General features: G+C 69.9%; 22 protein-coding genes. 3 read left to right on the top strand and 19 right to left on the bottom strand.

Annotation, left to right across the window (positions count from 1 at the left end):
* Nucleotides 1-23: 23 nt before the first annotated feature.
* The 15 genes from ACIBJH_RS47515 to ACIBJH_RS47445 form a co-directional block, all read right to left on the bottom strand.
* A complete protein-coding gene (locus ACIBJH_RS47515; RefSeq protein ID WP_399123280.1) occupies nt 24-1,136 on the bottom strand; it encodes a chondroitinase-B domain-containing protein in 1,113 nt (370 codons plus the stop codon).
* A 22-nt stretch (nt 1,137-1,158) separates the two neighbouring features.
* Nucleotides 1,159-2,193, bottom strand: a complete 1,035-nt coding sequence (locus tag ACIBJH_RS47510) for a pectinesterase family protein (protein WP_399123288.1) — start codon at nt 2,191-2,193, stop codon at nt 1,159-1,161.
* 2 nt (nt 2,194-2,195) lie between these two features.
* Complete coding sequence (locus ACIBJH_RS47505) at nt 2,196-3,359, bottom strand: pectinesterase family protein (RefSeq protein WP_399123278.1); 1,164 nt, start codon at nt 3,357-3,359, stop codon at nt 2,196-2,198.
* A gap of 48 nt (nt 3,360-3,407) precedes the next feature.
* The gene (locus ACIBJH_RS47500) at nt 3,408-4,718 is read right to left on the bottom strand and encodes a polysaccharide lyase family 1 protein (protein WP_399123277.1); all 1,311 of its coding nucleotides are present in this window, start codon (nt 4,716-4,718) and stop codon (nt 3,408-3,410) included.
* Between the two features lie 17 nt (nt 4,719-4,735).
* Nucleotides 4,736-5,521 carry a rhamnogalacturonan acetylesterase gene (locus ACIBJH_RS47495; protein ID WP_399123276.1) on the bottom strand — a complete coding sequence of 262 codons (786 nt, stop codon included), beginning with the start codon at nt 5,519-5,521 and terminating at the stop codon, nt 4,736-4,738.
* A 101-nt stretch (nt 5,522-5,622) separates the two neighbouring features.
* Nucleotides 5,623-6,960 carry an ABC transporter substrate-binding protein gene (locus ACIBJH_RS47490; RefSeq protein WP_399123275.1) on the bottom strand — a complete coding sequence of 446 codons (1,338 nt, stop codon included), beginning with the start codon at nt 6,958-6,960 and terminating at the stop codon, nt 5,623-5,625.
* 90 nt (nt 6,961-7,050) lie between these two features.
* Nucleotides 7,051-8,565, bottom strand: coding sequence for a family 43 glycosylhydrolase (locus ACIBJH_RS47485; RefSeq protein ID WP_399123274.1), 1,515 nt, complete (start codon nt 8,563-8,565; stop codon nt 7,051-7,053).
* Complete coding sequence (locus tag ACIBJH_RS47480; protein ID WP_399123273.1) at nt 8,562-9,407, bottom strand: PmoA family protein; 846 nt, start codon at nt 9,405-9,407, stop codon at nt 8,562-8,564. Before ACIBJH_RS47480 ends, ACIBJH_RS47485 begins: the two co-directional genes overlap by 4 nt.
* The gene (locus ACIBJH_RS47475) at nt 9,407-10,576 is read right to left on the bottom strand and encodes a Gfo/Idh/MocA family protein (protein ID WP_399123272.1); all 1,170 of its coding nucleotides are present in this window, start codon (nt 10,574-10,576) and stop codon (nt 9,407-9,409) included. Before ACIBJH_RS47475 ends, ACIBJH_RS47480 begins: the two co-directional genes overlap by 1 nt.
* Before the next feature lie 49 nt (nt 10,577-10,625).
* Nucleotides 10,626-11,510 (bottom strand): carbohydrate ABC transporter permease, encoded by an 885-nt coding sequence (locus ACIBJH_RS47470; RefSeq protein ID WP_399123270.1) that lies wholly within the window; start codon nt 11,508-11,510, stop codon nt 10,626-10,628.
* The gene (locus ACIBJH_RS47465) at nt 11,507-12,442 is read right to left on the bottom strand and encodes a carbohydrate ABC transporter permease (RefSeq protein ID WP_019067499.1); all 936 of its coding nucleotides are present in this window, start codon (nt 12,440-12,442) and stop codon (nt 11,507-11,509) included. Before ACIBJH_RS47465 ends, ACIBJH_RS47470 begins: the two co-directional genes overlap by 4 nt.
* A 108-nt stretch (nt 12,443-12,550) precedes the next feature.
* Nucleotides 12,551-14,281 carry an L-arabinonate dehydratase gene (araD, locus tag ACIBJH_RS47460; protein WP_399123269.1) on the bottom strand — a complete coding sequence of 577 codons (1,731 nt, stop codon included), beginning with the start codon at nt 14,279-14,281 and terminating at the stop codon, nt 12,551-12,553.
* The gene (locus ACIBJH_RS47455) at nt 14,269-15,177 is read right to left on the bottom strand and encodes a dihydrodipicolinate synthase family protein (protein WP_399123268.1); all 909 of its coding nucleotides are present in this window, start codon (nt 15,175-15,177) and stop codon (nt 14,269-14,271) included. The genes araD and ACIBJH_RS47455 overlap by 13 nt, the downstream gene beginning before the upstream one ends.
* Entirely contained in the window at nt 15,174-15,878 is a 705-nt protein-coding gene (locus ACIBJH_RS47450; RefSeq protein WP_399123267.1) for a GntR family transcriptional regulator, read from the bottom strand. Before ACIBJH_RS47450 ends, ACIBJH_RS47455 begins: the two co-directional genes overlap by 4 nt.
* A 147-nt stretch (nt 15,879-16,025) precedes the next feature.
* Nucleotides 16,026-16,775, bottom strand: a complete 750-nt coding sequence (locus tag ACIBJH_RS47445) for an MBL fold metallo-hydrolase (RefSeq protein ID WP_399123266.1) — start codon at nt 16,773-16,775, stop codon at nt 16,026-16,028.
* Nucleotides 16,776-16,884: 109 nt separating this feature from the next.
* On the opposite strand from ACIBJH_RS47445, the gene ACIBJH_RS47440 reads away from it, so the two are divergent.
* Nucleotides 16,885-17,478 carry an HD domain-containing protein gene (locus tag ACIBJH_RS47440; protein WP_399123264.1) on the top strand — a complete coding sequence of 198 codons (594 nt, stop codon included), beginning with the start codon at nt 16,885-16,887 and terminating at the stop codon, nt 17,476-17,478.
* 92 nt (nt 17,479-17,570) lie between these two features.
* Here the strand turns inward: ACIBJH_RS47440 and ACIBJH_RS47435 are convergent, their stop codons facing one another.
* Nucleotides 17,571-18,158, bottom strand: a complete 588-nt coding sequence (locus ACIBJH_RS47435) for a TIGR03086 family metal-binding protein (protein ID WP_399123263.1) — start codon at nt 18,156-18,158, stop codon at nt 17,571-17,573.
* Nucleotides 18,159-18,182: 24 nt separating this feature from the next.
* Nucleotides 18,183-18,608, bottom strand: a complete 426-nt coding sequence (locus ACIBJH_RS47430) for a DUF6010 family protein (RefSeq protein ID WP_399123262.1) — start codon at nt 18,606-18,608, stop codon at nt 18,183-18,185.
* Nucleotides 18,609-18,751: 143 nt separating this feature from the next.
* Here ACIBJH_RS47430 and ACIBJH_RS47425 point away from each other — a divergent pair, with 143 nt between their 5' ends.
* Nucleotides 18,752-20,038 (top strand): MFS transporter, encoded by a 1,287-nt coding sequence (locus ACIBJH_RS47425; protein ID WP_399123261.1) that lies wholly within the window; start codon nt 18,752-18,754, stop codon nt 20,036-20,038.
* Here ACIBJH_RS47425 and ACIBJH_RS47420 read toward each other — a convergent pair.
* Both ACIBJH_RS47420 and ACIBJH_RS47415 read right to left on the bottom strand, forming a co-directional pair.
* Nucleotides 19,975-21,138, bottom strand: coding sequence for a hypothetical protein (locus ACIBJH_RS47420; protein WP_399123260.1), 1,164 nt, complete (start codon nt 21,136-21,138; stop codon nt 19,975-19,977). The two genes, ACIBJH_RS47425 and ACIBJH_RS47420, sit on opposite strands and share 64 nt — an antisense overlap.
* Nucleotides 21,135-22,112, bottom strand: a complete 978-nt coding sequence (locus ACIBJH_RS47415) for a 5-dehydro-4-deoxyglucarate dehydratase (RefSeq protein WP_399123259.1) — start codon at nt 22,110-22,112, stop codon at nt 21,135-21,137. The genes ACIBJH_RS47420 and ACIBJH_RS47415 overlap by 4 nt, the downstream gene beginning before the upstream one ends.
* A 229-nt stretch (nt 22,113-22,341) precedes the next feature.
* Between ACIBJH_RS47415 and ACIBJH_RS47410 the strand changes: the two genes are divergently transcribed.
* The gene (locus tag ACIBJH_RS47410) at nt 22,342-23,151 is read left to right on the top strand and encodes an NAD-dependent epimerase/dehydratase family protein (protein ID WP_399123258.1); all 810 of its coding nucleotides are present in this window, start codon (nt 22,342-22,344) and stop codon (nt 23,149-23,151) included.
* Nucleotides 23,152-23,320 lie beyond the last annotated feature (169 nt).

Genomic DNA, 23,320 nt, shown 5'->3' with positions numbered 1-23,320 from the left:
CCGAACCGGGCCCGCGGAGCAGGTCAGTTCATCGTCGCGCCGATCGTCGTGGACCCCGTCGTCAGGAACGTCGTCGCCGGCAAAGTGCCGCTCGACGAACGGGCGTTGTACGTCGTCGAGGCGTCCGTGGAGATGAAGGACGGGGTGGAGATGCCGGAGTCCCAGTTGTTGCCGGCCGAGGTGACCGCAGAGCCCTTGCTGACCGAGCCGCCGCCGTTGCTCACCGCGAGGTTCTTGCCGAGCTTGGCGGAGCTGGTGGCGAAGTAGTAGCCCCACTTGCTGTTGGCGTACGCGGTGGTGCGGTTGATGACCAGGGCGCCGGTGTTGGAGTTCTCGGTGAAGCCGTTGCCCGCGTTGCCCCAGGCCGCCGAGTTGTTGATGACGTGCGCGACGACCTCGCCGTCACCGCCCAGCTTGAAGCCGTTGCCGTCACCCGCGAACGCCGAGTCGGACCAGCGGTTGACGCCGTTGCCGAAGGACCAGGTGTGCTCGACGGTGACCGGAGTGGAGAAGGACCAGAAGTCGATCCCGTCGTCCGAGTTGTTGTAGAGACGCGCGCCGGTGACGAGGTTCCCGCTGCCGGAGCCGAACTTGATGGCGACGCCGTCCGCGTTCTCGCCGTGCGTGGCGGCGTCGTAATTGCCGTACGAGTCAAGGTTCTTGACCGTGTTGTTGACGGTGCCGTCGCCGGTGAGCGTGAAGCCGGAGTCGCCGCCGTTGATGGTCTTGACGTTGTTCCAGTTGGTGCCCGTGCAGGACTGGCAGACGACCGCGCTGTCCGGGGAGTTCTGGAAGGTCAGGTTGGAGACGTTCCAGTAGTCGGCCGTCAGCTTGAAGATCCAGGAGCCGGACGGCAGCGACGAACCGTCGATCTTGACGGTCTCCGAGCCGTACGCGGTGAGGGTGATCGGCGCGGAGGAGGTGCCGTTGGCCGTCGACTGGAGGGTGGCCGTCGGGTAGTAGGTGCCGGCCCGGACCTGGATGACCGTACCGGCGGTGGCGTTCTTGATGGCGTTGGTCAGGTCGGTGGAGTTGCTGACCACAACGGTCGCCGCGTGCGCGGGAGTTGCGAGCACGGCGAGCCCGAGGGAGGCCGTGGTCACGGCGAGTGCGGTGAAGGTGCTGATACGACGCATGACGTGCGGGTCCTTTCGTCGATCAGAGTGAGCGGACGGGTTCCCAGCCGCCGAGGTAGGTCGCGGGGGTGTGCAACGCGGCCTCGGCGGCGGTGAGTTGGGGCCGGTTCTCCGGGACTGTGATCACGGAGCCCGGTCCCGTGTTGCGGTACTCGTGGAAGCGCATCGACTGCCAGGGGTAGGCGTCGCGCATGTTCGTGTAGGGCGCGACCGGGTCGATGCCGGGCCCGATCCGGGTGTCCCGCACGACGAGGGACGGCCAGGCCGTCGTCTCGTACGACGGGACCCACGGCCGGGCCAGCTTGTACGCGGCGTCCTCGGCGCCGGAGGTGATCCGGGAGCGGACCGCGAGGATGCCGTGCGGGTTGGCGCGGGCGGTGGACGGGGCGAAGACCATGCCCTTCGGGGTGAAGGCGACGTCCCGTGGGAGGGTGTGGAAGTGGCAGTCCGTGAAGACGGCGGTGGCCCGCCCGAAGACGAAGTCGACGTCCCCCTCGATGTAGCAGTGGGAGAAGTACTGCCGGTCGAAGGCGTCCAGCGCCGTCGTGTCCACGAAGAGCGTGTCCTGGTGGGCCAGCAGCCGGACGTGCGCGAACTGCGAGCGGTCACCGGTGACATACGCGGCCACGGCCTGCGTTCCCGTGATCTCCGGGTGGTCGGCGCGCAGCCAGTCGTTGGCGAGGGTCAGGTCCCGTACGGTCAGCCCGGGCGCCGCCGAGGTGAAGGTCGCGGAGCCCGCCGTGCCGTACGTCCCCGAACCGTCGGGTTTCTGCGTCCCGTTGGCGTTGTCGTAGACGATGACGACGTCACGCGGGTCGCGCCCGCCGCCGCGCAGGGTCAACTCGCCTTTGTCCGAAGGCACGTTGACGACCTCGCGATACGTCCCTGGGTGCACGACGATCGTCCAGCCGTCGCCGTCGACGGCATCCACGGCCGCCTGCACCGAGTCGCCGGGCCGGACGTGCAGGACGCGTCGCCGGTCGAGAGCTACGGCGGGTGCGGCACCGGCGGCCACCAGTCCCCCGGCGATCCCCGTCAGGAGCGTGCGTCTGCGCAGGGTCATCTCCGCCCCGGCTTCCAGTCGCCGAGATAGACCTCTCGCGTCGCCGACTCGGCCTGCTCGGCGGTGAGTTGGGGCCGGTTCTCCGGGACACCGATCACGGCGCCTGGGCCGGTGTTGCGGTACTCGGCGAAGCGCTGGCTCTGCCAGGGATAGGTGTCCGACATGTTGGTGTACGGCGCCACCGCGTCGATCCCCGCACCGAGCGCCGTCTCGCGCACGGTGAGCATCGGACGGGCGGTGGTGTCCGAGCCGGGAACCCAGGGGCGGGCCAACTTGTAGTAGCCGTCCGGTGCTTGGCTGCTCACGCGGCTGTGCGTCACCAGGTAGCCGCGCGGGTTGGCGACCGCCGTGGAGGGCGCGAAGACGAAGCCGTACGGTGCCGTCGCCAGATCGGTGCGGTTCAGGGTCCGGAAGTGGCAGTGGTCGTAGACGGCCGTCGCGCGCCCGAAGACGAAGTCGACGTCTCCCTCGACGTAGCAGCGCGCGTAGTACTGCCGGGCGAAGACGCCGAGGGCCGACGAGTCGGCGTACAGGGTGTCCTGGTGCCCGAGGAAGTGGCAGTCGTAGAACGCCGAACGGTCGCCCTGCACCTTGATCGCGACCGCCTGTGTGCCGGTGATGTCGGGGTGCTCGGCCCGCAGCCAGTCGTTGGCGAAGGTGATCCGGCGGGCGGTGAAGCCGTCGGTGCGGATGAGAGTGGTGGCCGAGCCGGAGGTGCCGTAGGTGCCCGAACCGTCGGGCTTCTGCGTCCCGTTGGCGTTGTCGTAGACGATGACGGCGGCACGCGGGTCCTCGTCGGCGCCGAGCCATGTCATCTCGCTCGCGGCGTCGGCGAGTTGGCCGGTCGCCGGGTCGGTGACGCCGGCGGTGACCGTCTCGCGGTAGACGCCCGGCGCGATGACCAGCGTGTACCCGGCGCCGGTCGCGGCGAGGACGGCGGCCTGGACGGTGGTGAAGTCGCCCCGGCCGTGCGGATCGACGTACAGGGTGAGCGGGGTGAGTCGCGCGGCCGGTGAACCGTAGCGGCCGAAGGGGCGGGGCCGGGTGGCGGCCCGGGCGGGACCGGAAGCGAGGCCGAGCGCGACGCCCGTGGCGACGGTGCCCGCCGCGATGAACCCCCGTCTGGACAGGGGCCGTTGAAGGTGCTCGTGCAAGGGCATGCGGGTGCTCCTCATGACGAGATGGCGAGACAGCGAGATGACGAGGGGTCAGCGCAGGCGGCCCGCACCGGCGTTGCGGTCGACGAGGAACGGCACGGCCCTCGTGGGGTCGATCTTCGTGCGCAGGGTCGGTGTCCAGCCCGCGCCGGACTGGAGGATCTCGCTGGGCACACCGGCGTTGTGGACGGCGATCAGATCGGTCAGCTCGCCGTTGACGTAGTTGTCGTCGGCGGTGAGCGGCGCCTCGGACCACTTCTTGAGGACGGTCGCCTCGGAGATGCCGGCCGGGACCGTGAACGCGTTGTGTTCCGCGACGAGTTGGGACTCCAGGCCGATGCCGTAGCTGTAGCCGTATCCGGGCTCGGCGACGAAGTGGTTGTTGTAGGAGTCGACCTGTCCGAACCGGACGCGGGGTGCGCGCTCGACGAGGTTGGAGAACAGGTTGTGGTGGAGCGTGACCTTCAGATGTCCCCGGTCGACGGCGGCAGTTGAGGCGCTGTCGCTGTTGCCGATGAGGATCGTCTTGTCGTGGTCGGTGAAGACGTTCCAGGAGGCGGTGACGTAGTCGGCGCCCTTGACGATGTCGAGTTCGCCGTCGTGCTGCTCGAAGATCCGCCCGTAGTAGGTGGGCAGTGAGCTGTCCGGGTGCTCGCCGTCGGTGAACGTGTTGTGGTCCAGCCACACATGGGTGGAGCCGTAGATGACGGCGCTGTCGTACTCGGAGTTCCAATTGCCGGTGTCGCCGTCGGTCGGGTCCCACTGCGGGAAGCAGTCCAGCGGGCTCTCGAAGGCCAGGTTGCGGACGATGACGTTGTCGACGGCGGTGATCTGGAGGCTGGCGCCCTTGAAGCCGGCGTTCTTGCCGATGCCGATGATGGTGGTGTTGGCGGGGACGAACGCCTTGATGGCGGAGTTCTGGTTGGCGGCGGAGACTCGACGAAGCCCCTCAGGACTGTCGGCGGGCTCGTTGTCGAGGTTCTGGTCGTAGCCCCAGACGGCGGGGTCGTAGGTGGCGAGGTACTGGGCGAAGTCGTAGCCGGGCGCGGCGAAGGAGTCGCAGCCCTCGGCGTTGGCGTCGATGATCCCCTTGACTCTGATGACCTTCGGCGCCGTGCCGCCATCGGCCAACGCGGCCTTGAAATCAGCCCAGTTGGAGACGGTGTAGACGTGCTCGGGGGTGGCGGCGGCACCGCCGCTGGTGCCGGTGCCGTAGGAGGCCCAGCCGTCACCGGCGCCGAGGGTCTCACGGGCGAGGCTGCGGGAATGGGCCTGGGCGGTGGTGCCGGTGAGGGCGAGAGCCAGTGCCGTGCAGCCCACCAGCGCAGCCGTGACGCGTCCATGACATATAAATGAGTGCACTGTGCGGGTCTCCTTGCTCAGAGGAGGTCCGAGGCGTCCGTCGCCTCGGGCCAGGTGATCCAGGACGTGGGGATCTCGTCGCGCAGCCGGACGACATCACGCGGCGCGAGCACCCGGGTACGCGCCGACTCCCGCGCCACGAGCCGCGCCACGGCGATCGCACCGGGCGGATTGAAGTGCGTGTTGTCCTGCTCGGTGTCGGTCCAGTTGAAGTAGACCTTGGTCTCCTCGACCCCGAGCCGCTGCCACAACGCCAGCGACAAGGCCTCGACGTCGAGCAGCGCGACCCGCTCCTCCTGGGCGAGCGCACGCATCGCCGCCGGGTAATCCCCGTGCGTCGGCAGGGCGTTGCCGTCGACGTCGAACCTGCGGCGCTCGACGGGGGTGGCGAGCACGGGCCGGGCACCACGGCTGCGGGCCCCGTCGAGATACAGCCGCAGATAGTCCTGGTACGTCGTCCAGGGCTCGGTGTAGCGGGTCGGATCGGCGGTCTTCTCGTCGTTGTGCGCGAACTGGACGAGGAGGAGATCACCGGGCCGGATGGCGGCGAGGATCACCTCCAGCCGCCCTTCGTCGACGAAACTCTTCGAACTCCGCCCGTTCACGGCATGGTTGGCGACTTTCACTCCCCGCCGCAGAAAGAAGGGGAGGGCCATTCCCCACCCGGTCTCGGGGGCTTCGGTGGAGTACTTCTGGGCGGCGGTGGAATCACCGGCGATGTAGAGAGTGCGATCTCGCCGACCACCTCGTAAGGGAACGGCAGCGAGAGCGCCTAACGCGACTTGCCGCCGGGTAAGAGACACGACTGGCTCACCTTCCGGTCTTCTGTCTTTTTGGGGCACGGGGAACTGCGCGCCCAGCCACAACGAACCCGCAGTTCCCCACAAACCGAAACCACCCAATCTCAGTGGTTCTTCTTCCAATCCGCCTGTGCCGCATTCAACTGGTCGGCCAGCGTGTCCAGAAACTCCTTAGCCGTCATCTTCCCCAGCAGCAACTTCTGGAAGTTCGGCTCATTGTCCGCCTTGGAAATCGTGTTCCAGTCCGGCAGGTAATACGGCAGCTGCACAATCTTCGTGTCGGCCCCGTTGAGCGCCTCCGCCGCCAACCGCGTGGGCTCGGAACTCTGGATCCACGCGGCGTTCGCCGCCTCTGTGTTCGCCGGCACCTGCCCCGCAGACTCGTTGAACTTGGAGTTCTCCGCCGCCGAAACCGCGAACTCGATGAACTTCCAGGCCGCTTCCTTGTTCTTGCTGGATTTGAACAGACTCAGCCCGTCGACGGGGTTGGAGATCTGCACGCGCGTACCGTCGTCGAGCGTCGGATTCGGAATGCCCTTGAACTTGTCCGCGCCCAGCGCCTTCAGATGATCCTGATACGACCCGAGGTTGTGACTCAGCATTCCGATCGTGCCGCTGTCCCACTGCGCGACCATCTTGGTGAAGTCGTTGTTGAGGTCGGCGGACGGTGTGTCCTTCTTGAACAGGCTCACGTATTTCGCCAACGCGGCAACGTTCTTCGGGTCGTTGACGGTCGTCTTGTCGCCGTTCCAGAACGAGGTGATCCCGGTCTGCCCGTACACCGCGTCGAGGGCCGGCGCGATGGATCCCTCACCACCCCGAATCGTGAAGCCGAACTTGTTCTTGGCCTTGTCGGTGAGTTTGTCGGCGGCGGCATAGAACTTCGACCAGGTGGTGGGCGCGTCCAGACCGGCCGCCTTGAACAGGTCGGTGCGGTACCACAGCGTGCCGTTGTTCGCGGAGGTCGGGATCTGGTAGAGCGTGTCCCCGCCACCGGCGGACTTGCTCACGTCGAGCAGGTTCTGGCTCAACTTCCCATTCAGCGCACTGGACTTGAGCCGGCTGTCCAACGGCTCCAGCGCCCCCTGCACCGCGACCTCGGCGAGCACCGCGGTCCCGACCCCGCCGACGTCGGGCAGCCCGCCGCCCTGGATCGCGGTGTCGTACTTGGACTGGGCACTCGCGGCCGGTATCCCGACGTACTTCACCTTGATGTCGGGGTTCTTCTTCTCGAAGTCCGCGATGATCTGCTTCCAGATGTCGGTACGGACACCGCCGTTGTTGTCCCAGAAGGTGATCGTGCCCTTGCCGGAGCCCTCGTCGCCCTTGTCCCCCGCGCCGCCACTCCCGTCATCGCCGCAGGCGGTGGCGGTCAGCGCGAGCACGGAGCCCAGGGCGACGGCCATCGCGGCCCGCCGGCTTCTGCGGATGCTGGTCTTCATAGGTCGGCTCTCTTCTTGTGGAGGGGCTGGCAAGCGCTTGCCACGGAGGTGCGTCATTGCGACTCCCAACAGGCGTACGAGCAGGGCGAGTCAGTGGAGAGAACTGATCCGGAACCGCGTGAACACGGCCGCGCCGGCATGTCCCGTGCCGACGGGCGCGAGCGCGAAGAGCCCGAGCAGGGCACCGACCCAGCGCCAAGGGGTGGCGGCGAAGACCTGACCGCTCGGCCGCGGCGGCCCGCCCCCGACGTCGTAGCAGAAGCGGCATCGCGCCCCCGCGCCGATCTCGATCCGCAGCCGGACACGGCCCTCGGGGGCGAGGCAGGACTCCCCCGCGTCCCGTTCACGCTCGGCGACGGGTTCCGCGAAGCGGTGCACGAACCGCGCCTCCCCGTCCGCGCCCCGCTGGAGTCCGATCCAGCTGTACGCGTCCCCGAGCACTGCCAGTCCGGCCCGTGCCCCCAACTCCTCGCTGTGCAGCCGCAGTTCGACCTCGACGGCGACGGGCGTGCCAGGCAGTCGCTGGGTGAGGAGGTTCGGGAGCTTGCGCAGGTCGTGCGCGTTCGCCGTACGGGCGCAGGTCAGTCGTAGGCCGTCGCCGGAGTGATGGGTGGCCCAGCCGTCCTGTGGATTCGCCGTCCACTGCCACTGGCGGCCGTACCGTCCGCCGGGGAAATTGTCGTCGGTGGCGGGCGCGGCGGACGGCTGCGGCGGCAGGTCCGGTTTCCGGTGTGCGGCTACGGGGGCGCCCGCGTCGCCGATGACCGGCCAGCCGTCGTCGCCCCAGCGCATGGGCTGGAGGTGGACAACTCGGCCGTAGGCGCCGCGCTGTTGGAAGTGCAGGAACCAGTCCTCGCCGGACGGGGTGCGCACCCACGCGCCCTGGTGGGGGCCGTTGACGTCGGTGCCGCGTTGCTCCAGGACGACCCGCTCCTCGTACGGGCCGAAGAAGCCGCGGGAGCGGAACGCGCCCTGCCAGCCGGTCCCGACTCCTCCTGCGGGGGCGAAGATCCAGAACCAGCCGTCGTGTTGGTGGACCTTGGGGCCCTCCAGGGTGAACCAGCCGGGGATGTGGTCCGCGTCGACGATCACCTTGCCGTCGTCGAGCAGGGTCGCGCCGTCGGGGTGCATCCGGTGGCCGGTGAGGCGGTTGTTGATGCCCGCGCGGGACTTGGCCCAGGCATGGACGAGGTAGGCCTCGTCGTTGTCCTCGTCCCACAGGGGGCACGGGTCGATCAGGCCCTTGCCCTCCTTGAGGAGGTGGGGACGGGTCCAAGGGCCGCGTATCTCGGGGGCGTTGATCTGGAAGATGCCCTGGTCGGGGTCGCCCCAGAAGATCCAGAAGCGTTCGTCGTGGTATCTCAACGCGGGGGCCCAGACGCCGCGGTCGGGCCGTGGGGACCTGAACTCCCTTGCTGGTTCCATGCGTTGGAGGCCGTGGCCGACCAGGGTCCAGTTCACCAGGTCGCGGGAGTGCAGCAGCGGCAGGCCCGGTACGCGGCCGAAGCTGGACGCGGTGAGATAGAAGTCGTCGCCGACGCGGATGACGTCCGGGTCGGACCAGTCGGCGTTCAGGACGGGGTTGGTGTACGTCTCGCGGGTCACTGGCTGACCGCCTTCCGCACCAGCACCGCGGCCTCGCCCCGGTCCAGGGTGCCGTCCGCGACGACGGTGACGACGCGCCGTACGACCGTGTCGCCGGGCGGGATCGGCAGCCGCTCGTCGGACGCCAACGACGCGCCCACGCCCGGGTATTCGGCGGTGCGGACGAACCACGGGTCCTGGCGGGAGCGGTCCGTGGCGCCGGCGAAGACCAGGGTCCAGCCGGTGCCGGCGAGGGCCAGCCAGTCGGCGCGGGTGCCGTGGACGGCCGGTTCGCCCTCGCGGTCGGCGGTGAAGACGCGCGGGGTCTCCGCCTCCTTGCGGGCCCGCCAGAAGAAACCGCCGTACGCGGCTCCGGGGCGGCCGTTGGTGGCGGGGCTGCCGATCGACAAGGGGTCGGACGTCACGTTGGTGAGCGAGAAGGTGAAGTCCAACGCCCAGGCGGTGTCGGTGAGTTCGGTGGCGGCGACCGTACGGCGTTCGCGCAGCAGCTCGGTGCCGGAGGCCACCCAGCGGAGTTCCTCGACGAAGCCGTCCGGGTCGCGGAGCTGGAAGCCGGAGTGGCGTTGGGCGCCGTGGTTGTCCAGTTCCGTGGGCCCTTGGTCGCGGACGTACGTCCGGCCGCCCCAGAAGTTGTGCCCCTCGACGTCGGGAACGGCGACACCGACGCCGAGGTGGTGGGTGTGGTCGGCGGGGCCGAGTTCGGTGACCGCCGTGCCGGACAAGGTGGTTACGGGGTGCAGATAGGGGCGTGGGGAGAGCCGGGCGGGCAGCTCGGGCCGGGTGACGTACCGGGCGACCGGGCGGCCCGCGACGCGGAGCACCGGCGTGTCGTGGGTGATCATCAAGGGCTCACCTCTTTCGATGGGGCCCAGGAGGCGCCCAGCTCTGAGTAGAGGGCGAGGGTGTCGGCCGCCGCCGTGACCAGTGCGTCGATTCCGGGGACGACCCGGCGGTTCTCGGTGGGGATCAAGCGCCAGGCGCTGGTGGGCAGTTGGGCCGGGTCGGGGGCCTGGCGGATCGCCTCGACGACCTTCATGAAGGCGCCCGTCGCGTCCGGTTCGACCAACAGCGCTTCACCGTCGGCGAGATGGGCGACCAGGTTCTCCAGCAGGTCCGTGCTGCCGTACTCGAACTCCTCGGGACCGTGGCCCGCCCGCTGGAGCAGTGCGCGGTCCTGCTTGTACCAGTAGGTGATCCGGCCCTCGCTGCCGTGCACCAACACATAGGGCTCGCCGGGGTGTTCGGCGCACAGGGTGACGGCGACGGTGACCGGGCGGCCCTGGACGGTGGTGACGCGGACGCAGGAGGTGTCGTCGGACTCGATGTCGTTGGCCCGGACGAGTTCGGTCTCGATGCGGGCGACGTCCTCGGCGCGGGTCGTGCCGTTGAGGGCGAGGGCGGTGGCGACGGCGTGCGCGAGGGGGTTCGTGAGCGCGCCGTCGATCACGTCGACGCCGTTCAGGCGCCGCTTGCCCGCCCAGGGGGCGCGCCGGTAGTAGGCCTCGTCGCGCGCCCAGGCACCGGCCCCGCCGACTCCGGTCAGGGTGCCGATCGCGCCCTCGGCGATCAGCTTGCGGATCGCGGGCACGGCGTGCGAGCCGAGCGACTGGAAGCCGATCTGGCAGACCACTCCGGCCGCGGCGACCCCGTCGGCCATCCGGCGGAACTCGGCGTACGACGGCGCGGGCGGCTTCTCCAGGAGCAGGTGCACGCCCCGCTTCGCGGCGGCCAGGGCCAGGTCCGTGTGGGTCGGGATCGGGGTGCAGATCACGGCCACCTGGGCGCCCGTCGAGTCGAGGAGCGCTCCGAAGTCCGGTGACTGGGCGGGGAGTTCGGCGCCGAACTCCTCCTCGGTCAGCGGGGTCAGCTCGCAGAGTCCGACGAGGCGTACAAGGCCCTTGTCCTGGAGTCGGCGGATGTTCTCGACGTGCCAGCGGCCGTGGCCGCGGGCGCCGGCGAGGACGACGGGGACGGGCGTGGAAACGGTCGTGGCACGGTTCGGGCGGGTCATGGGATTCTCCCTGCGTCGACGATCTTCGCCAGCAGGGTAAGCGGTTGCCTCATCCCTTCACCGCCCCCGCGCTGAAGCCGGTGATCAGCCACTTCTGGATGAAGGCGAAGACGATCACCACGGGTACGGCCGCGACGATGCCGCCCGCGGCGAGCGCGCCGAGGTCGACGCTGTCCGCGCTCATCAGGGTGTTGAGGCCGACCGGGATCGTCTGCTTGCTCTGGTCGGAGAGGAACATCAAGGCGAAGAGGAAGTGGTTCCAGGCGTGCACGAAGGCGAAGGAGCCGACGGCGATCAACCCGGGCCGTAGCAGCGGGAGGACGACGATGCGGAACGCGGCGAAGCGGTTGCAGCCGTCGACCCAGGCGGCCTCTTCCAGGGACTGCGGGACGTTCCGGATGAAGCCGCTGATCAGGATCATCGACAGCGGGAGCTGGAAGACGGTCTCCGCGATGATGACACTGCCGAGCGAGTTGATCATCTGGAGCTTGGCGAAGATCTGGAACAGCGGGACCAACAGCAGGGCGCCCGGCACGAATTGGGAGCAGAGCAGGGCCAGCATGAAGGTGCGTTTGATCCTGAACTCGAAGCGGGCGAGCGCATAGCCGCCGGCCAGTGCGACGACCGTGGTGAGGACCAGGGTGGCGACGCCGACGTAGACGCTGTTCTGGAAGTAGACGCCGAAGCTGCGTTCGGTCCACACCTTCTGGAAGTGGTCGAGGGTCATCGGCCAGGGCACGAGGGAGGTCGAGCCGGCCGGGCGGAACGCGAAGAGCAGGATCCAGTAGAAGGGGATCAGGGTGAAGACGAGGTAGATGCCGAGGGGGACGTAGATCTGCCAGCGCGGGACCTCGTCCCAGGCGCGGTGGACCTTGCGCGGCTGGTGCGGTGCGGCGGTCTCCCGCTCGCGGGCCGGGGCGATCTCGGTGATCACTTGTCGCCGCCTCCGAACTTGCTCAGGCGCAGGTAGACGATCGAGAAGAACAGCAGGATCACGAAGGCGACCGTGGTGAGGGCCGACGCGTAGCCGAAGTTGTGGGCCTCGACGCTGGTGTTGGCGACGTAGAGCGGGAGCGTGGTCGTCTCGCCGGCCGGGCCGCCGCCGGTCAGGGTGTAGAGGAGGTCGACGTTGTTGAACTCCCAGACCGCGCGCAGGAGTGTGGAGAGGACGATCGCGTCCTTGAGGTGCGGCAGGGTGATGTGCAGGAACTGCTTGAAGCGGCTCGCGCCGTCCACCTCGGCGGCCTCGTAGAGGTCCTTCGAGACGGACTGGAGGTCGGCGAGGATGAGGATCGCGAAGAAGGGGACGCCTCGCCAGAGGTCCGCAACTACGGCTGCGGAAAAGACGGTTGAGGGGTCGGAGAGCCAACTCGTGCCGTACTGGCCGATTCCCATGTCCGCGAGGTAACGGGTCACGCCCGTCTGGGAGTTGTAGAGCAGCACCCAGATCGCGGAGGTCAGTACGCCCGACACGGCCCAGGGGGAGAACACCAGCGCGCGGCCGATGGACCGGCCCACGAAGGTCTGGTTGACGATCAGCGCGAGGGCCAGTCCGAAGAGGAGTTGGAGGCCCACCTCGACGACGACCCACTTGGCGCTGAAGGTCAACGTGTCCCAGAACTGGGGGTCTTGGGTGAAGGCGTGGGTGAAGTTGTCGAGGCCCGCGAAGCCGTTGCGCCACGGTTTGGTGGGGTTGTAGTTCTGCAGGCTGTAGTAGAAGACGCTGATGACCGGGTAGGCGATGAAGCCGAGCATGAGCAGCGCGGCCGGGGCGATCAGCAGGTACGGGAGCCTGCGCGGGGTCGCGGAGGCACGGCGCCGCCGGGGTGGCGCGGGCGGTTTCGCCACGGCTGCGGCTTGGGCCATGACTGTTCTCCGTTCAGTACAGGACGCTCAGTACAGGACGCTCAGTACAGGAAGCTGTCGCGATCACAGGAAGCGCTTGCTCGACCGACGTACGAAGAGAGGGCGCGCTCAACCGGCGTACGGGTCCGGCACCTTGCCCGGCCGGGCCAGGAACTCGAAGTCGCAGCCGGTGTCGGCCTGGGTGATCTGGTCGTTGTAGAGCGCGCCGTAGCCGCGCTCGTACCGTGCGGGCGGCGGGGCCCACTCCGCCTTGCGCCGCGCCAACTCCTCGTCGTCCACGTTGAGTTGGAGGGTGCGCGCCTCGACGTCCAGGGTGATGGTGTCGCCGGTCCGGACGAGGGCCAGCGGTCCGCCGACGTACGACTCGGGTGCGATGTGCAGCACGCACGCGCCGTAACTCGTGCCGCTCATCCGGGCGTCGGAGATGCGGACCATGTCCCGGACGCCCTGCTTGAGAAGGTGGTCGGGGAGCGGGAGCATGCCGTACTCGGGCATGCCGGGCCCGCCCTTGGGGCCCGCGTTGCGCAGCACCAGCACGCTGTCTGCGGTGATGTCCAACTCCGGGTCGTTGATGGTGCGTTGCATGGTCCGGTAGTCGTCGAAGACGACCGCGGGGCCGGTGTGCTTGAGCAGGTGCGGTTCGGCGGCGATGTGCTTGATGACGGCGCCGTCCGGGCAGAGGTTGCCGCGCAGGACGGCGACACCTCCCTCGCTCGCCACCGGGTTGTCGCGCGTACGGATCACGTCGTCGTTGTGCACTCGCGCGCCTTTGAGCTGTTCGCGCAGGGTGTCGTGGGAGACGGTCGGACGGTCGAGGTGGAGCAGGTCGGTGATCCGGGAGAGGAAGCCGGGCAGGCCGCCGGCGAAGTGGAAGTCCTCCATGAGGTACGTCCGTCCGCCGGGCCGTACGTTCGCAAGGACCGGGACCGTGCGGGCGATGCGGTCGAAGTCGTCGAGCGTGAGGTGGACGCCCGCGCGGCCGGCCATGGCGATGAGGTGGATCACGGCGTTGGTGGAGCCACCGAGGCCGAGGACGGTGGTGACCGCGTCCTCGAAGGCTTCTTGGGTGAGGATCGACGAGAGAACACGTCCCTTGTGGACTTGTTCAACGATCCTCATGCCGGATTGCGCGGCCATCCGATCGTGCCCCGAGTCCACGGCGGGGATGCTCGACGCGCCCGGCACGGTCACGCCCAGAGCCTCGGCGGCGGCCGTCAGCGTGGACGCCGTCCCCATGGTCATGCAGTGCCCCGGCGAGCGCGCGAGGCCGCTCTCCAACTCCGTCATCTCGCAGTCGCCGATGAGACCGGCCCGCTTGTCGTCCCAGTACTTCCACATGTCGGTGCCGGAGCCGAGGATCTCGTTGCGCCAGTGGCCCGGCAGCATCGGTCCGGCGGGGACGAAGACGGTGGGCAGGTCGACGCTGGCCGCGCCCATGAGGAGCGCGGGGGTCGATTTGTCGCAGCCGCCCATGAGGACGGCGCCGTCGACGGGATACGACCGCAGCAGTTCCTCGGTCTCCATCGCGAGGAGGTTGCGGTAGAGCATCGGGGTCGGTTTCTGGAAGGTCTCGCTGAGTGTCGAGACGGGGAACTCCAGCGGGAAGCCGCCCGCCTGCCACACGCCCCGCTTGACCACCTGGGCGCGGTCACGGAGGTGCACATGACAGGGATTGATGTCCGACCAGGTGTTGAGGATCGCGATGACGGGCTTGCCGAGGTGTTCCTCGGGGAGGTAGCCGAGCTGGCGGGTGCGGGCCCGGTGGCTGAAGGAGCGCAGCCCGTCGGTGCCGTACCACTGGTGGCTTCTGAGCTCTTCCGGTGCCTTCATATGGACCATCCGGCGGCTATCGCGGCGACCTCGGCGCGCTCGCTCTCGGGCAGGGGCTTGCTGGGGGGCCGTACGTCGCGGCGGCACAGGCCGAGGGACGCAAGCGCTTCCTTCACGATCGTGACGTTGTTCGCCGAGCCGTTTGCGGCCCTTAGTTCCTCGAATCGGCGGATCTGTTCCCACACCTTCATCGCCCCGGGGTAGTCGCCCGATCGAAGCGCTTCGATCATGTTCAGCGAGACGGACGGGGCGACGTTCACGAGTCCTGAGGTGAAGCCGGTGGCGCCCGCCGAGAAGTAGGAGGGGGCGTACGGTTCGGCCAACCCGGCCACCCATACGAAGCGTTCGAGGCCCGCGTCCCGGGCGAAGGCGGCGAAGCGCGCCGCGTCGGGGACGGCGTACTTGACGCCGATGACGTTCGGGCAGTTGTCGGCGAGTTCGGCGAGGCGGGCGCCGAGGAGTTGGGCGTTGCGGATGTACGGGACGACGCCCAGGTCGGGCACGGCCTCGGCGATGGCGCGGTGGTAGTCGACCCAGCCGTCCTGCGAGACGTAGGGGTGGACGGGCTGATGGACCATCACCATCTGCGCGCCGAGTTCGCGGGCGTGCCGGGCGGAGGCGATGGCGGTCGGTACGTCGTGCCCGACCCCGACGAGGATCGCGGCCCGGTCCCCCGCCTCGTCGATGGTCAACTCCGTGACCAGTTGGCGTTCTTGAGGCGTGAGGGCGTAGAACTCGCCGGTGTTGCCGTTCGGCGTGAGGATGCCGATCCCGCCGTCGAGCAGGCGGCGCAGCAGGGTCCTGTGGCTGTCCTGGTCGACGGTGCCGTCCGCGGCGAACGGGGTCACCGGGATCGCCACCACGTCGGCCAGGGCGGCCCGTTGGGCCTCGAACGCCGCTGTCATGCCTGACCGTCCTCTCCCTGGGCTACCGACTCGGCGCCGGGTGCCCGCCATTGGCCCTGTTCCAACTCGGTGCCGGGGAAGGCCCGTTGCACGAACGACGCGATGTGGGCGTGCAGTGCGGTCGCCGCGGCGTCCGCGTCGCCGTCGAGGGCGAGCCGCAGGATCTCGCGGTGTTCGCCGGCCTCCCGTTCCCAGGAGGGCGAGGCGGCCCAGGCGACGGCGGAGACGAGGGCGGCCTGGTCGCGGACCTCGTCGAGCATTCGGCCGAGCAGCGGGTTGCCGCACGGCAGGTACAGGGCGCGGTGGAACTCCCGGTTGGCGAGGGAGCGTTCGGCGGTGTCGCCGGCCTCGTCGGCGCGGGTCAGCGCCTCGCGGGCGGCGTCCAGGGAGGCGCCCAGTCGTACGGCCCGTCGTAGCGCCTCGGGTTCGAGGAGCAGCCGGACGTCGTACACCTCGCGCGCCATGTCCGCGTCCACCATGCGCACCGTGACGCCCTTGTACTGGTTCATCACGACGAGCCCGGTGCCGGCCAGGGTCTTGAGCGCCTCGCGCACGGGGGTCTTGGACACCCCGAACTGTGCGGCGAGTTCGGTCTCGACCAGTGGCTGACCCGGCGTCAACTGCCCGGTGAGGATGCGGTGTTTGATCCCTTCCAGCACGAACTGCGTGCGGGACGGGATCGGCGTGGGCACAGAGGTCATGCGCGCCTCTCGGATCTCACATATCGCGTCTCATATATGACGTACGAAGTACGACGCGTTGAAGGTAGGAGCGGCCCTGTGTTTCGTCAATGCTTCTGACAGAAGAACCAGAAAGCGCTTCACACGGTCGTGATGCATGGTCGCGCTTCACATGGTCTTGGTGACGCCTTCGAGTGCGGCGGAGGTGCGGCCGGGGAAGATCGCGGCGGCGCGCTCCAGCGCCGCTTCCCTCGTGAGAGTGGGTCCCACGTGGGTGATGAGGAGTTCGCGCGCGCCCTTGGCGCAGGCGCCGGCGTCCTCGGGCGTGAGGTGTACTTGGCGTTCGCCTTCGCGATGCCGGTCGATGTCGGCCTCGCAGAGGAACACGTCGGCGCCGCCCGCGAGTTCGGACAGCGCCTCGCAGGGACCACTGTCCCCGGAGTAGCCGAGGACACTCCCCTGGCACTCGGCGCGCAGCCCGTAGGCCTCGGCGTCGTGGGCGACGGCGCGTGCGGTGAGGCGGAGGTTCCAGTGCCGGACGGCGTGGCCGTCGTAGAGCGGGCGGAAGTCGAAGACGCCGCTCAGGAACCGTACGTCCGGCTGTCCGAAGAAGCCGGCGAGGCGGCGGGCGCAGTCCTGCGGGGCGTAGAGCGGGATCGGGGCGGCCGGGGTCATCCCGCCGAACGCGAACGCGTAGGCCGCGGCGAGGAGATCGGCGCTGTGGTCGGCGTGCAGATGCGAGATCCAGATCGCGGTGAGCCGCGCCGGGTCGGTGTGCCGCTGCAACTCCGCGAAGGTTCCGGTGCCCGCGTCCACCCACACCTCGGCGCCGCCGCCGCGCAGCAGGTACCCGGAGCAGGGGCGGCCGGGGCGTGGATGCGGGGAGGCGGTGCCGAGGATCGTGAGACTGAGAGGCATGGTGGGGAAGAGTACGGTTCCGGGGCCCGCGGTACTCACAGTTCGGGACGTTCCACCACGCCCGGCCGTCCGGGCGCGAGAATGCCGCGGTCAGTACCCTGACGCGGTGATGGCCAACACCCCCTTGTCCAGGGCGATGAGCGGCACCGTCGACCCGCCGCTGCTGCCGCTGCCGGACCGTGTCGTCGAACTCCTGTCGGAGTTGGGCAGCCCGCCGCGGCTGGCGGCCCACCTGCGAGCCGTCCACGACGTCGCGCACCAGCTGGTCGACTGGGTCGAACAGCACTGCCCCGCCGCGCTGTTCGACCGCGAGGCGGTGCTCTTCGGGGCGGCGACGCACGACGTGGGCAAGACGGTGCACGTCTCCGAGCTGTCCGGGCCCGGGGCGGCGCACGAGGAGGCGGGACGGGACCTTCTGCTGCGCCACGGCGTCGGTCCGGAGCTGGCCCGCTTCGCCGCGACGCACGCCTCGTGGGCACGGTCGGATGTCGGTCTGGAGGACCTCCTGGTGAGCCTCGCCGACAAGGTGTGGAAGAACAAGCGCGTTCCCGAGCTGGAGGATCTCGTCGTGGCCCGGCTGGCGGAGGCGAGCGGCCGGGCGGTGTGGGAGGAGTTCATGGCGCTCGACGAGGTCCTGACCCGCACCGGCGACGGGGCGGACGAACGGCTGGCGTTCCAGACGTCGTTCCCGGTCCACGGCTGAGGGGGCGGCCGGTCTTCGGCTGAGGGCGCCGATCCACAGCCGAAGGCACCGGACTACGGCTGAAGACGCCGATCCCCAGCTGAGGGCGCCAGCTACGGCTTCCACCCCGGATCCCGTCCGCTGAGGCCCACCGCCCGGTCCAGGAGCGGGGCGTCCGCCGGTACCGGGACCACCGGTCCGAAGATGCCTCCGCCGCCGGCCGGGTCCTCGGCCACCGCCAGCAGGAAGGTGTACGAGGCCTGGAGCGCGGTCGGGTCGGGGTCGTAGGGCTGGCCGGTGGCGCGGGCCAGGTCCCAGCCGTGGACGACCAGTTCGTCGGCCACGACGGCGGCGGCGATCTCGCCGGGGAGGTCGATGCCGCCCGCGCGGGTCATGCCGGTCCAGGCGGCCGGGTCGCGCCAGGCCTCGGCGAGGCCGTCGAGGATCTTGGGGAAGTCCTCGCGCCAGCCGGGGCCGATGTCGGAGGCGGTGGCGTCCGGTGCGGTGTCCGTCATGACGCCCAGGTCCTTGCGCGCGGCGTCGCGGAAGGCGACGGACAGGCCGAGCAGATGTCCCAGCATGTTGCGTACGGCGGTGCCGGGGCACGGGGTGACGTCTCTGAGCTGCTCGTCGGTGACGCCCTCGACGAGCCGGGCGACGACACGGGTCTGCGGGCCGAGGTCGAAGATGCTGTCGGACATGCGCTTCCCTTCCGGAGATCGGTCTCACTCAGGGGGTGGACCGACGGCGGCCCGGGAACTCATCGCCCGGCCCCGGATCAGTTCCCGCGCGGACGGCCCCTGGCGCAGGCACCACAGCGCGATCACCGGGTCGCAGATCGCGCAGCCCAGCGAGGAGTCGTGGGCGAACGGGATGATCGGGTGCCCCTTGAGGTGGTGCACGATGTCCCACCCGGTGTGCAGCAGCCAGCCGACGCCGATCCAGGTCCACGATTCCAGGCCGCGGTAGGCGACGTAGGTGGCGAGCGCGGTGAACGCGAACTCCCAGCCGCCCAGGCCGCCTCCGCTGAGACAGGCGGCGCCCGCCCCCGCGACCATCACGGCGTTGAGGCGCCGCCGGTGCGCTTCGGGGACGAGGGACATGAGCAGCGCGTAGAGGAGGCCGATGACGATCGGCATGAGGTAGCGCATGCGGCGACGCTGGAACCGTCCCGCCCGCCGCTCCAGGGGTATTGCCGACAGCTTGCGACGGATTCCCGCCCGCGCCGCGCGACGCGTTTCTAGGGCACCTGCCCGATGCCGCACCCCCCGCCTTAGACCCACGATGACCAGGCATGACGACGAACTGGACGGTGACCCGCATCCTGCGGAACCGCAACGCGGGGCTGTATTTCACGGGGCTGGTGGTGTCCGCCTTCGGCACGTCCGCGCTGGGGCTTGCGGCCGGTGTGTGGGTGAAGGACCTCAGCGGCTCGAACGGTCTGGCCGCGCTGTGCGTGTTCGCGGTCTGGGCGCCGACCCTGGCCGGCCCGGCCCTCGGCACGATCGCCGACCGCGTCCGCCGCAAGCCCCTGCTACTCCGGACGAACCTCGCCCTGGCCGCGCTCCTCCTCACCCTCTTCGCCGTCGGCTCCCGCGCCGACCTGTGGCTCCTGTTCACCGTCCTGTTCGTCTACGGCACCGTCATGGTCATCCAGGACCCCGCCGAGTCGGCCCTGGTCGCCGCCGTGGTGGACCCGGATCTCCTCGGTGACTTCAACGGGCTGCGGATGTCGGCGGTGGAGGGCATGAAGCTGGTCGCGCCCCTGACGGGCGCGGGCCTGTACACGGCGTTCGGCGGGCCCGCGGTGGCCTGTCTGGACGCGGTGACGTGCGCGCTGGCGGCGGGCCTGTGGCTGTTCGTGCGCGCGCACGAGGAGCGGCCCCGGCGCCCCGCCGGCGACTGGCGGGCCCAAACCGCCGAGGGCGTCCGCGAGTTGTGGGGAAATCCCCGGCTGCGCCCGCTCGTCCTGGCCGGCGGGACGATGATGTTCCTCGCCTCCCTGAGCAGCTCGTCGAACTACGCGATCATCGAGGGCCTGGGGCACGCTCCCGCCTACGCGGGGGTGCTGTACGCGGTCCAGGGCGTCGGCTCGGTCGCGGTCGGACTGGTCTCCGGGCCCGCGCTACGACGGCTCGGCGAGCGGCGGTTCGGGGCGGCCGGGATCGTCGTCGCGGCGGTCGGGGTGACCGCGCGGGCGGTGCCGTCCGACCCGGTGGTCCTGGTGGGCAACGCGGCGATCGGCCTGGGGCTCCCGTGCGTACTGATCGCCGCGTTCACCGCCGTGCAGCGCGAGGTGCCGGGACCGCTGCTGGGCCGGGCGACGGCCACCGCCAACACGCTGATCTTCACACCGAACGTGATCGGCCTGGCGACGGGCGCGGCGCTGATCGAACTGCCCGACTTCCGGCTGCTGTTGACCCTGGTCGGGCTGGCGCTGCTCACAACGGGGGTGTGCCTGGGGCTGGTCGGGACGGGCGCGGTCCCGGCGCTGTTCGGGAGGAGTCCGTCCCCGGCTCAGAGCCCGGCCAGCGCCGACCGTACCTCCGACAGGTCCCCGTCCGACGCCAACCCCGCGTGATACAGGCGCAGTTCGGTCGCCCCGAGGTCGCGCGCCCGTGCCGCGTCCGTCGTGAGTGAACCCGGGCGTCCGCCCATCCCGGAGACCACCGTGAAGTTCGCGGCCAACACCCGGCCGTCCAGGCCCTGTTCGGCGAACGGGGTCAGCAGGCCCGCGCCACTCGTGCAGGGGACGACCACACCGTCCGCCACCGAGAGGATGTGCCCGGGGTCCACGCCGGCGTTGGCGCCGCAGTGGTACGACTCCGGGTCCGCGTGCAGCAGGACCTGGAAGCCGGCCGGTGCGGCGGCCCGCACCGCGGCGACCGCGGTCTCCTGGAGTGTGCGGGCCCGGTCGTCGCGCCACGCGCGCGTGGCCGTCGCGTTCGCCTCACCGAGGAGTTTCCCGACCCCCGCCCAGCCGCCGTCGGAGGGCGCCCCCTGCCACACAGGTTCCAGCGCGGCACGTACCACCGCCGCCAACTCCTCGGCGTCGACGCCCTGTTCGCCGTAGCCCTGGCGGCAGGTCGGACAGAAGCACAGGGACATCAGGTACTGGCCCGCGTCCCCGAGGGGGATTCCGCCGGTCTTGTCGTGGGCGTGCAGATGGGCGAGGCCGTACCAGCCCAGGGACTCCAGTTCGGTGCCGTGCGCGCCGGGGCGTACGGCCGCTTCGGCGGCGAGGTCGACGAGGTACGCGCGCGTGGCCGGTTGGGCGATACAGGGTGCCCAGGGGTAGCGGTCGCCGTAGGCGTTGACCACCGAGGTGTCCGGATGTTCGGCGCCCAGGCGGGAGTTGTGGGCGAGGACCACCCAGGTGTGCACTTCCAGGCCCGCCTCCGCGAGGGCCACTGCGGCCTCGCCGTAGGCGTCGCCGGGCGCCCAGTCGCCGGCCGGGTACGGCCTCAACTCCCGCCCCTGCCAACGGGAGTCCGGCGGATACAGGACGGCCGCGTGCTCGGCGGTGACGACACGGTGGCGCGGGTGACGGGGGGTCAGCGCGCGGGTGGAGTGGTACGCGGAGGCCAAGGTCGCCTGCTGGACTCCGAGTTCGGCGATCCTGCCGCCCGCCTCCGGGTCGCCGTTGACGTCCCAGGGATAGACGAACGCCGATGCCTTCACGCGCCCTCCTCCATCTGCGAGTCCACCTGCGAATCGATCTGCGGCTCGATCAACGTGTAGCCCCGCTCGATGAGTTGGGCCAGCTGTTTGACATGATCCTCGGTCGGTTCGGTCAGCGGCGGGCGGACCTCGCCGACGTCCAGACCCCGCATCCGTACGCCCGCCTTGACCAGCGAGACCGCGTAACCGCGCCCCTGGGCGCGCAGTTCGACGAACGGCCGGTAGAAACCGTCCAGGAGACGGTTCGCCGTGGTGTCGTCGCCGGTCGCGAGGGCCCGGTGGAAGGCGAGCGCGAGCTCGGGGACGAAGCAGAACACGGCGGACGAGTAGAGGGTGATGCCGATGCCCCGGTAGGCGAGTTGGGTCTGTTCGGCGGTGGGCAGTCCGTTGAAGTACAGGAAGTCGCCCGGGACTTCGCTGCGTACGGTGCTCACGATCCGCTGCATCAGGTCGAGGTCGCCGAGGCCGTCCTTGAAGCCGATGATCCCCTCGGTGCGGGCGAGTTCGACGACCGTGGCCGGGGTGAACACGGCGTTGTCGCGCTGGTAGACGATGGCGGGCAGCGCGGTCGCCGCGGCCACCTCCCGGTAGTGCCGCAGCAGCCCTTCCTGCCCGGCGACCACCAGGTACGGCGGCATCGCGAGCAGCCCGTCCGCCCCGGCGGCCTCCGCGAGCCGTGCGTACCGTACGGCGAGCGCGGTGCCGTAGCCCGCGCCCGCGACCACCGGCACCCGGCCCCCGGTCGCCTCCACGGCGGCCCGCACGCACGCCTCGAACTCCTCGGGCAGCAGCGCGTGGAACTCCCCGGTGCCGCAGCACGCGAACACGGCGGCGGCTCCGGCTTCGACACCCTGGCGGACATGCGCGCGGTACATGTCGAGATCGACGGCGCCGTCGGGGCCGTACGCGGTGACGGGAAAGAACAGCGGCCCGCTGGGAATACTGAGCCGGTCGGCGAGAGGGGCTGGCGTCACGGGCTCTCCCTTGAAACAGGCGCGTGCGTTCTTCTGATCAACGTCTACATTTCTGAACAGCTCCACCCTAAGGATCTGCCTCAGGGTGGGTCAAGCGGGCAAATGTGCAAGAAGGAAGCGGATTTCCCAGGTCCGCGCCACACTTGACGGGCATGGTGGCGGATCTTTAGCGTGTCCATGCATGTGAATGTCGTTCATGGATGAGGCCGACGACTCTAGGAGACCGAGGATGCCCGCTCCCCGCACCGTTCTGCTCACCGGCGCCGCAGGCGGGCTCGGCACCCTGATGCGCGAACTGCTCCCCGCGTACGGCTACGAGCTGCGGCTGCTGGATCTGCGCCCGATCGAGGGCGAGCCGGACGCGATCACCGCCGACCTCTCCGACAAGGCGGCGCTCCGCGAGGCCGTGCGGGGCGTCGACGCGATCATCCATCTCGCCGGCATCTCCCTGGAAGCCTCCTTCGACAAGATCCTCAAGTCGAACATCGAGGGCACGTACAACCTCTACGAGGCCGCCCGCGAGGAGGGCGTCGGCCGCGTCGTCTTCGCCTCCTCCAACCACGCGGTGGGCTACACCCCGCGCCCCGAGGGCGACGACCCTCTCATCCCCATCGACACCCCGCACCGCCCCGACACCTTCTACGGCCTGTCCAAGTCCTTCGGCGAGGACCTGGCGCAGCTCTACTGGGACAAGCACCGCCTGGAGACGGTCTCCGTGCGCATCGGTTCCTGCTTCCCGGAGCCCAGCAGCGTGCGGATGCTGTCGATCTGGATGAGCCCCGCCGACGGCGCCCGGCTCTTCCACGCGGTCCTGACCGCCGAGGGCGTAGGGCACACGATCGTCTACGGCTCCTCCGCGAACACCCGTCTGTGGTGGGACCTGTCGACCGCGCGGGCGCTCGGTTACGAGCCGCGGGACGACTCCGAGCCGTACGCCGAGAAGCTGATCGCCGAGCAGGGCGAGCTGCGGCCGGGTGTCGAGGCGCACGCGTATCTCGGCGGCCACTTCGTGAACGACCCGCCGATCTGGCCGTACTGAACGGAAAGCCGTACTGACGGAAAAAGCACCTTCGCGGCGGGGGGGGGGGCCCCCCCCCGCCCCCCCCCCCCCCGGGGGGGGGGGGGGCCCCCCCCCCCGACCCCGCCCCCGGGGGGGGGGGGCCGGGGCGCCGCCGGGCCCCCGCGGCGGGATACCGGGGCGGGCCGCC

This window comes from Streptomyces sp. NPDC050548, from assembly GCF_044457385.1.
Lineage (GTDB): Bacteria > Actinomycetota > Actinomycetes > Streptomycetales > Streptomycetaceae > Streptomyces.
Note: the sequence above shows the minus strand (reverse complement) of the source record. Positions and strands in the feature narration are given on the sequence as shown.

What these genes read in the sequence shown, in the direction of transcription:
- ACIBJH_RS47425 (WP_399123261.1), top strand. Translation starts at nt 18,752, where the DNA reads ATGACGACGAACTGGACGGTGACCCGCATCCTGCGGAACCGCAACGCG.
- ACIBJH_RS47410 (WP_399123258.1), top strand. Translation starts at nt 22,342, where the DNA reads ATGCCCGCTCCCCGCACCGTTCTGCTCACCGGCGCCGCAGGCGGGCTC.
- ACIBJH_RS47505 (WP_399123278.1), bottom strand. Translation starts at nt 3,359, where the DNA reads ATGCCCTTGCACGAGCACCTTCAACGGCCCCTGTCCAGACGGGGGTTC.
- ACIBJH_RS47490 (WP_399123275.1), bottom strand. Translation starts at nt 6,960, where the DNA reads ATGAAGACCAGCATCCGCAGAAGCCGGCGGGCCGCGATGGCCGTCGCC.
- araD (WP_399123269.1), bottom strand. Translation starts at nt 14,281, where the DNA reads ATGGTCCATATGAAGGCACCGGAAGAGCTCAGAAGCCACCAGTGGTAC.
- ACIBJH_RS47515 (WP_399123280.1), bottom strand. Translation starts at nt 1,136, where the DNA reads ATGCGTCGTATCAGCACCTTCACCGCACTCGCCGTGACCACGGCCTCC.
- ACIBJH_RS47440 (WP_399123264.1), top strand. Translation starts at nt 16,885, where the DNA reads ATGGCCAACACCCCCTTGTCCAGGGCGATGAGCGGCACCGTCGACCCG.
- ACIBJH_RS47445 (WP_399123266.1), bottom strand. Translation starts at nt 16,775, where the DNA reads ATGCCTCTCAGTCTCACGATCCTCGGCACCGCCTCCCCGCATCCACGC.
- ACIBJH_RS47450 (WP_399123267.1), bottom strand. Translation starts at nt 15,878, where the DNA reads ATGACCTCTGTGCCCACGCCGATCCCGTCCCGCACGCAGTTCGTGCTG.
- ACIBJH_RS47430 (WP_399123262.1), bottom strand. Translation starts at nt 18,608, where the DNA reads ATGCGCTACCTCATGCCGATCGTCATCGGCCTCCTCTACGCGCTGCTC.
- ACIBJH_RS47465 (WP_019067499.1), bottom strand. Translation starts at nt 12,442, where the DNA reads ATGGCCCAAGCCGCAGCCGTGGCGAAACCGCCCGCGCCACCCCGGCGG.
- ACIBJH_RS47435 (WP_399123263.1), bottom strand. Translation starts at nt 18,158, where the DNA reads ATGTCCGACAGCATCTTCGACCTCGGCCCGCAGACCCGTGTCGTCGCC.
- ACIBJH_RS47455 (WP_399123268.1), bottom strand. Translation starts at nt 15,177, where the DNA reads ATGACAGCGGCGTTCGAGGCCCAACGGGCCGCCCTGGCCGACGTGGTG.
- ACIBJH_RS47475 (WP_399123272.1), bottom strand. Translation starts at nt 10,576, where the DNA reads ATGACCCGCCCGAACCGTGCCACGACCGTTTCCACGCCCGTCCCCGTC.
- ACIBJH_RS47480 (WP_399123273.1), bottom strand. Translation starts at nt 9,407, where the DNA reads ATGATCACCCACGACACGCCGGTGCTCCGCGTCGCGGGCCGCCCGGTC.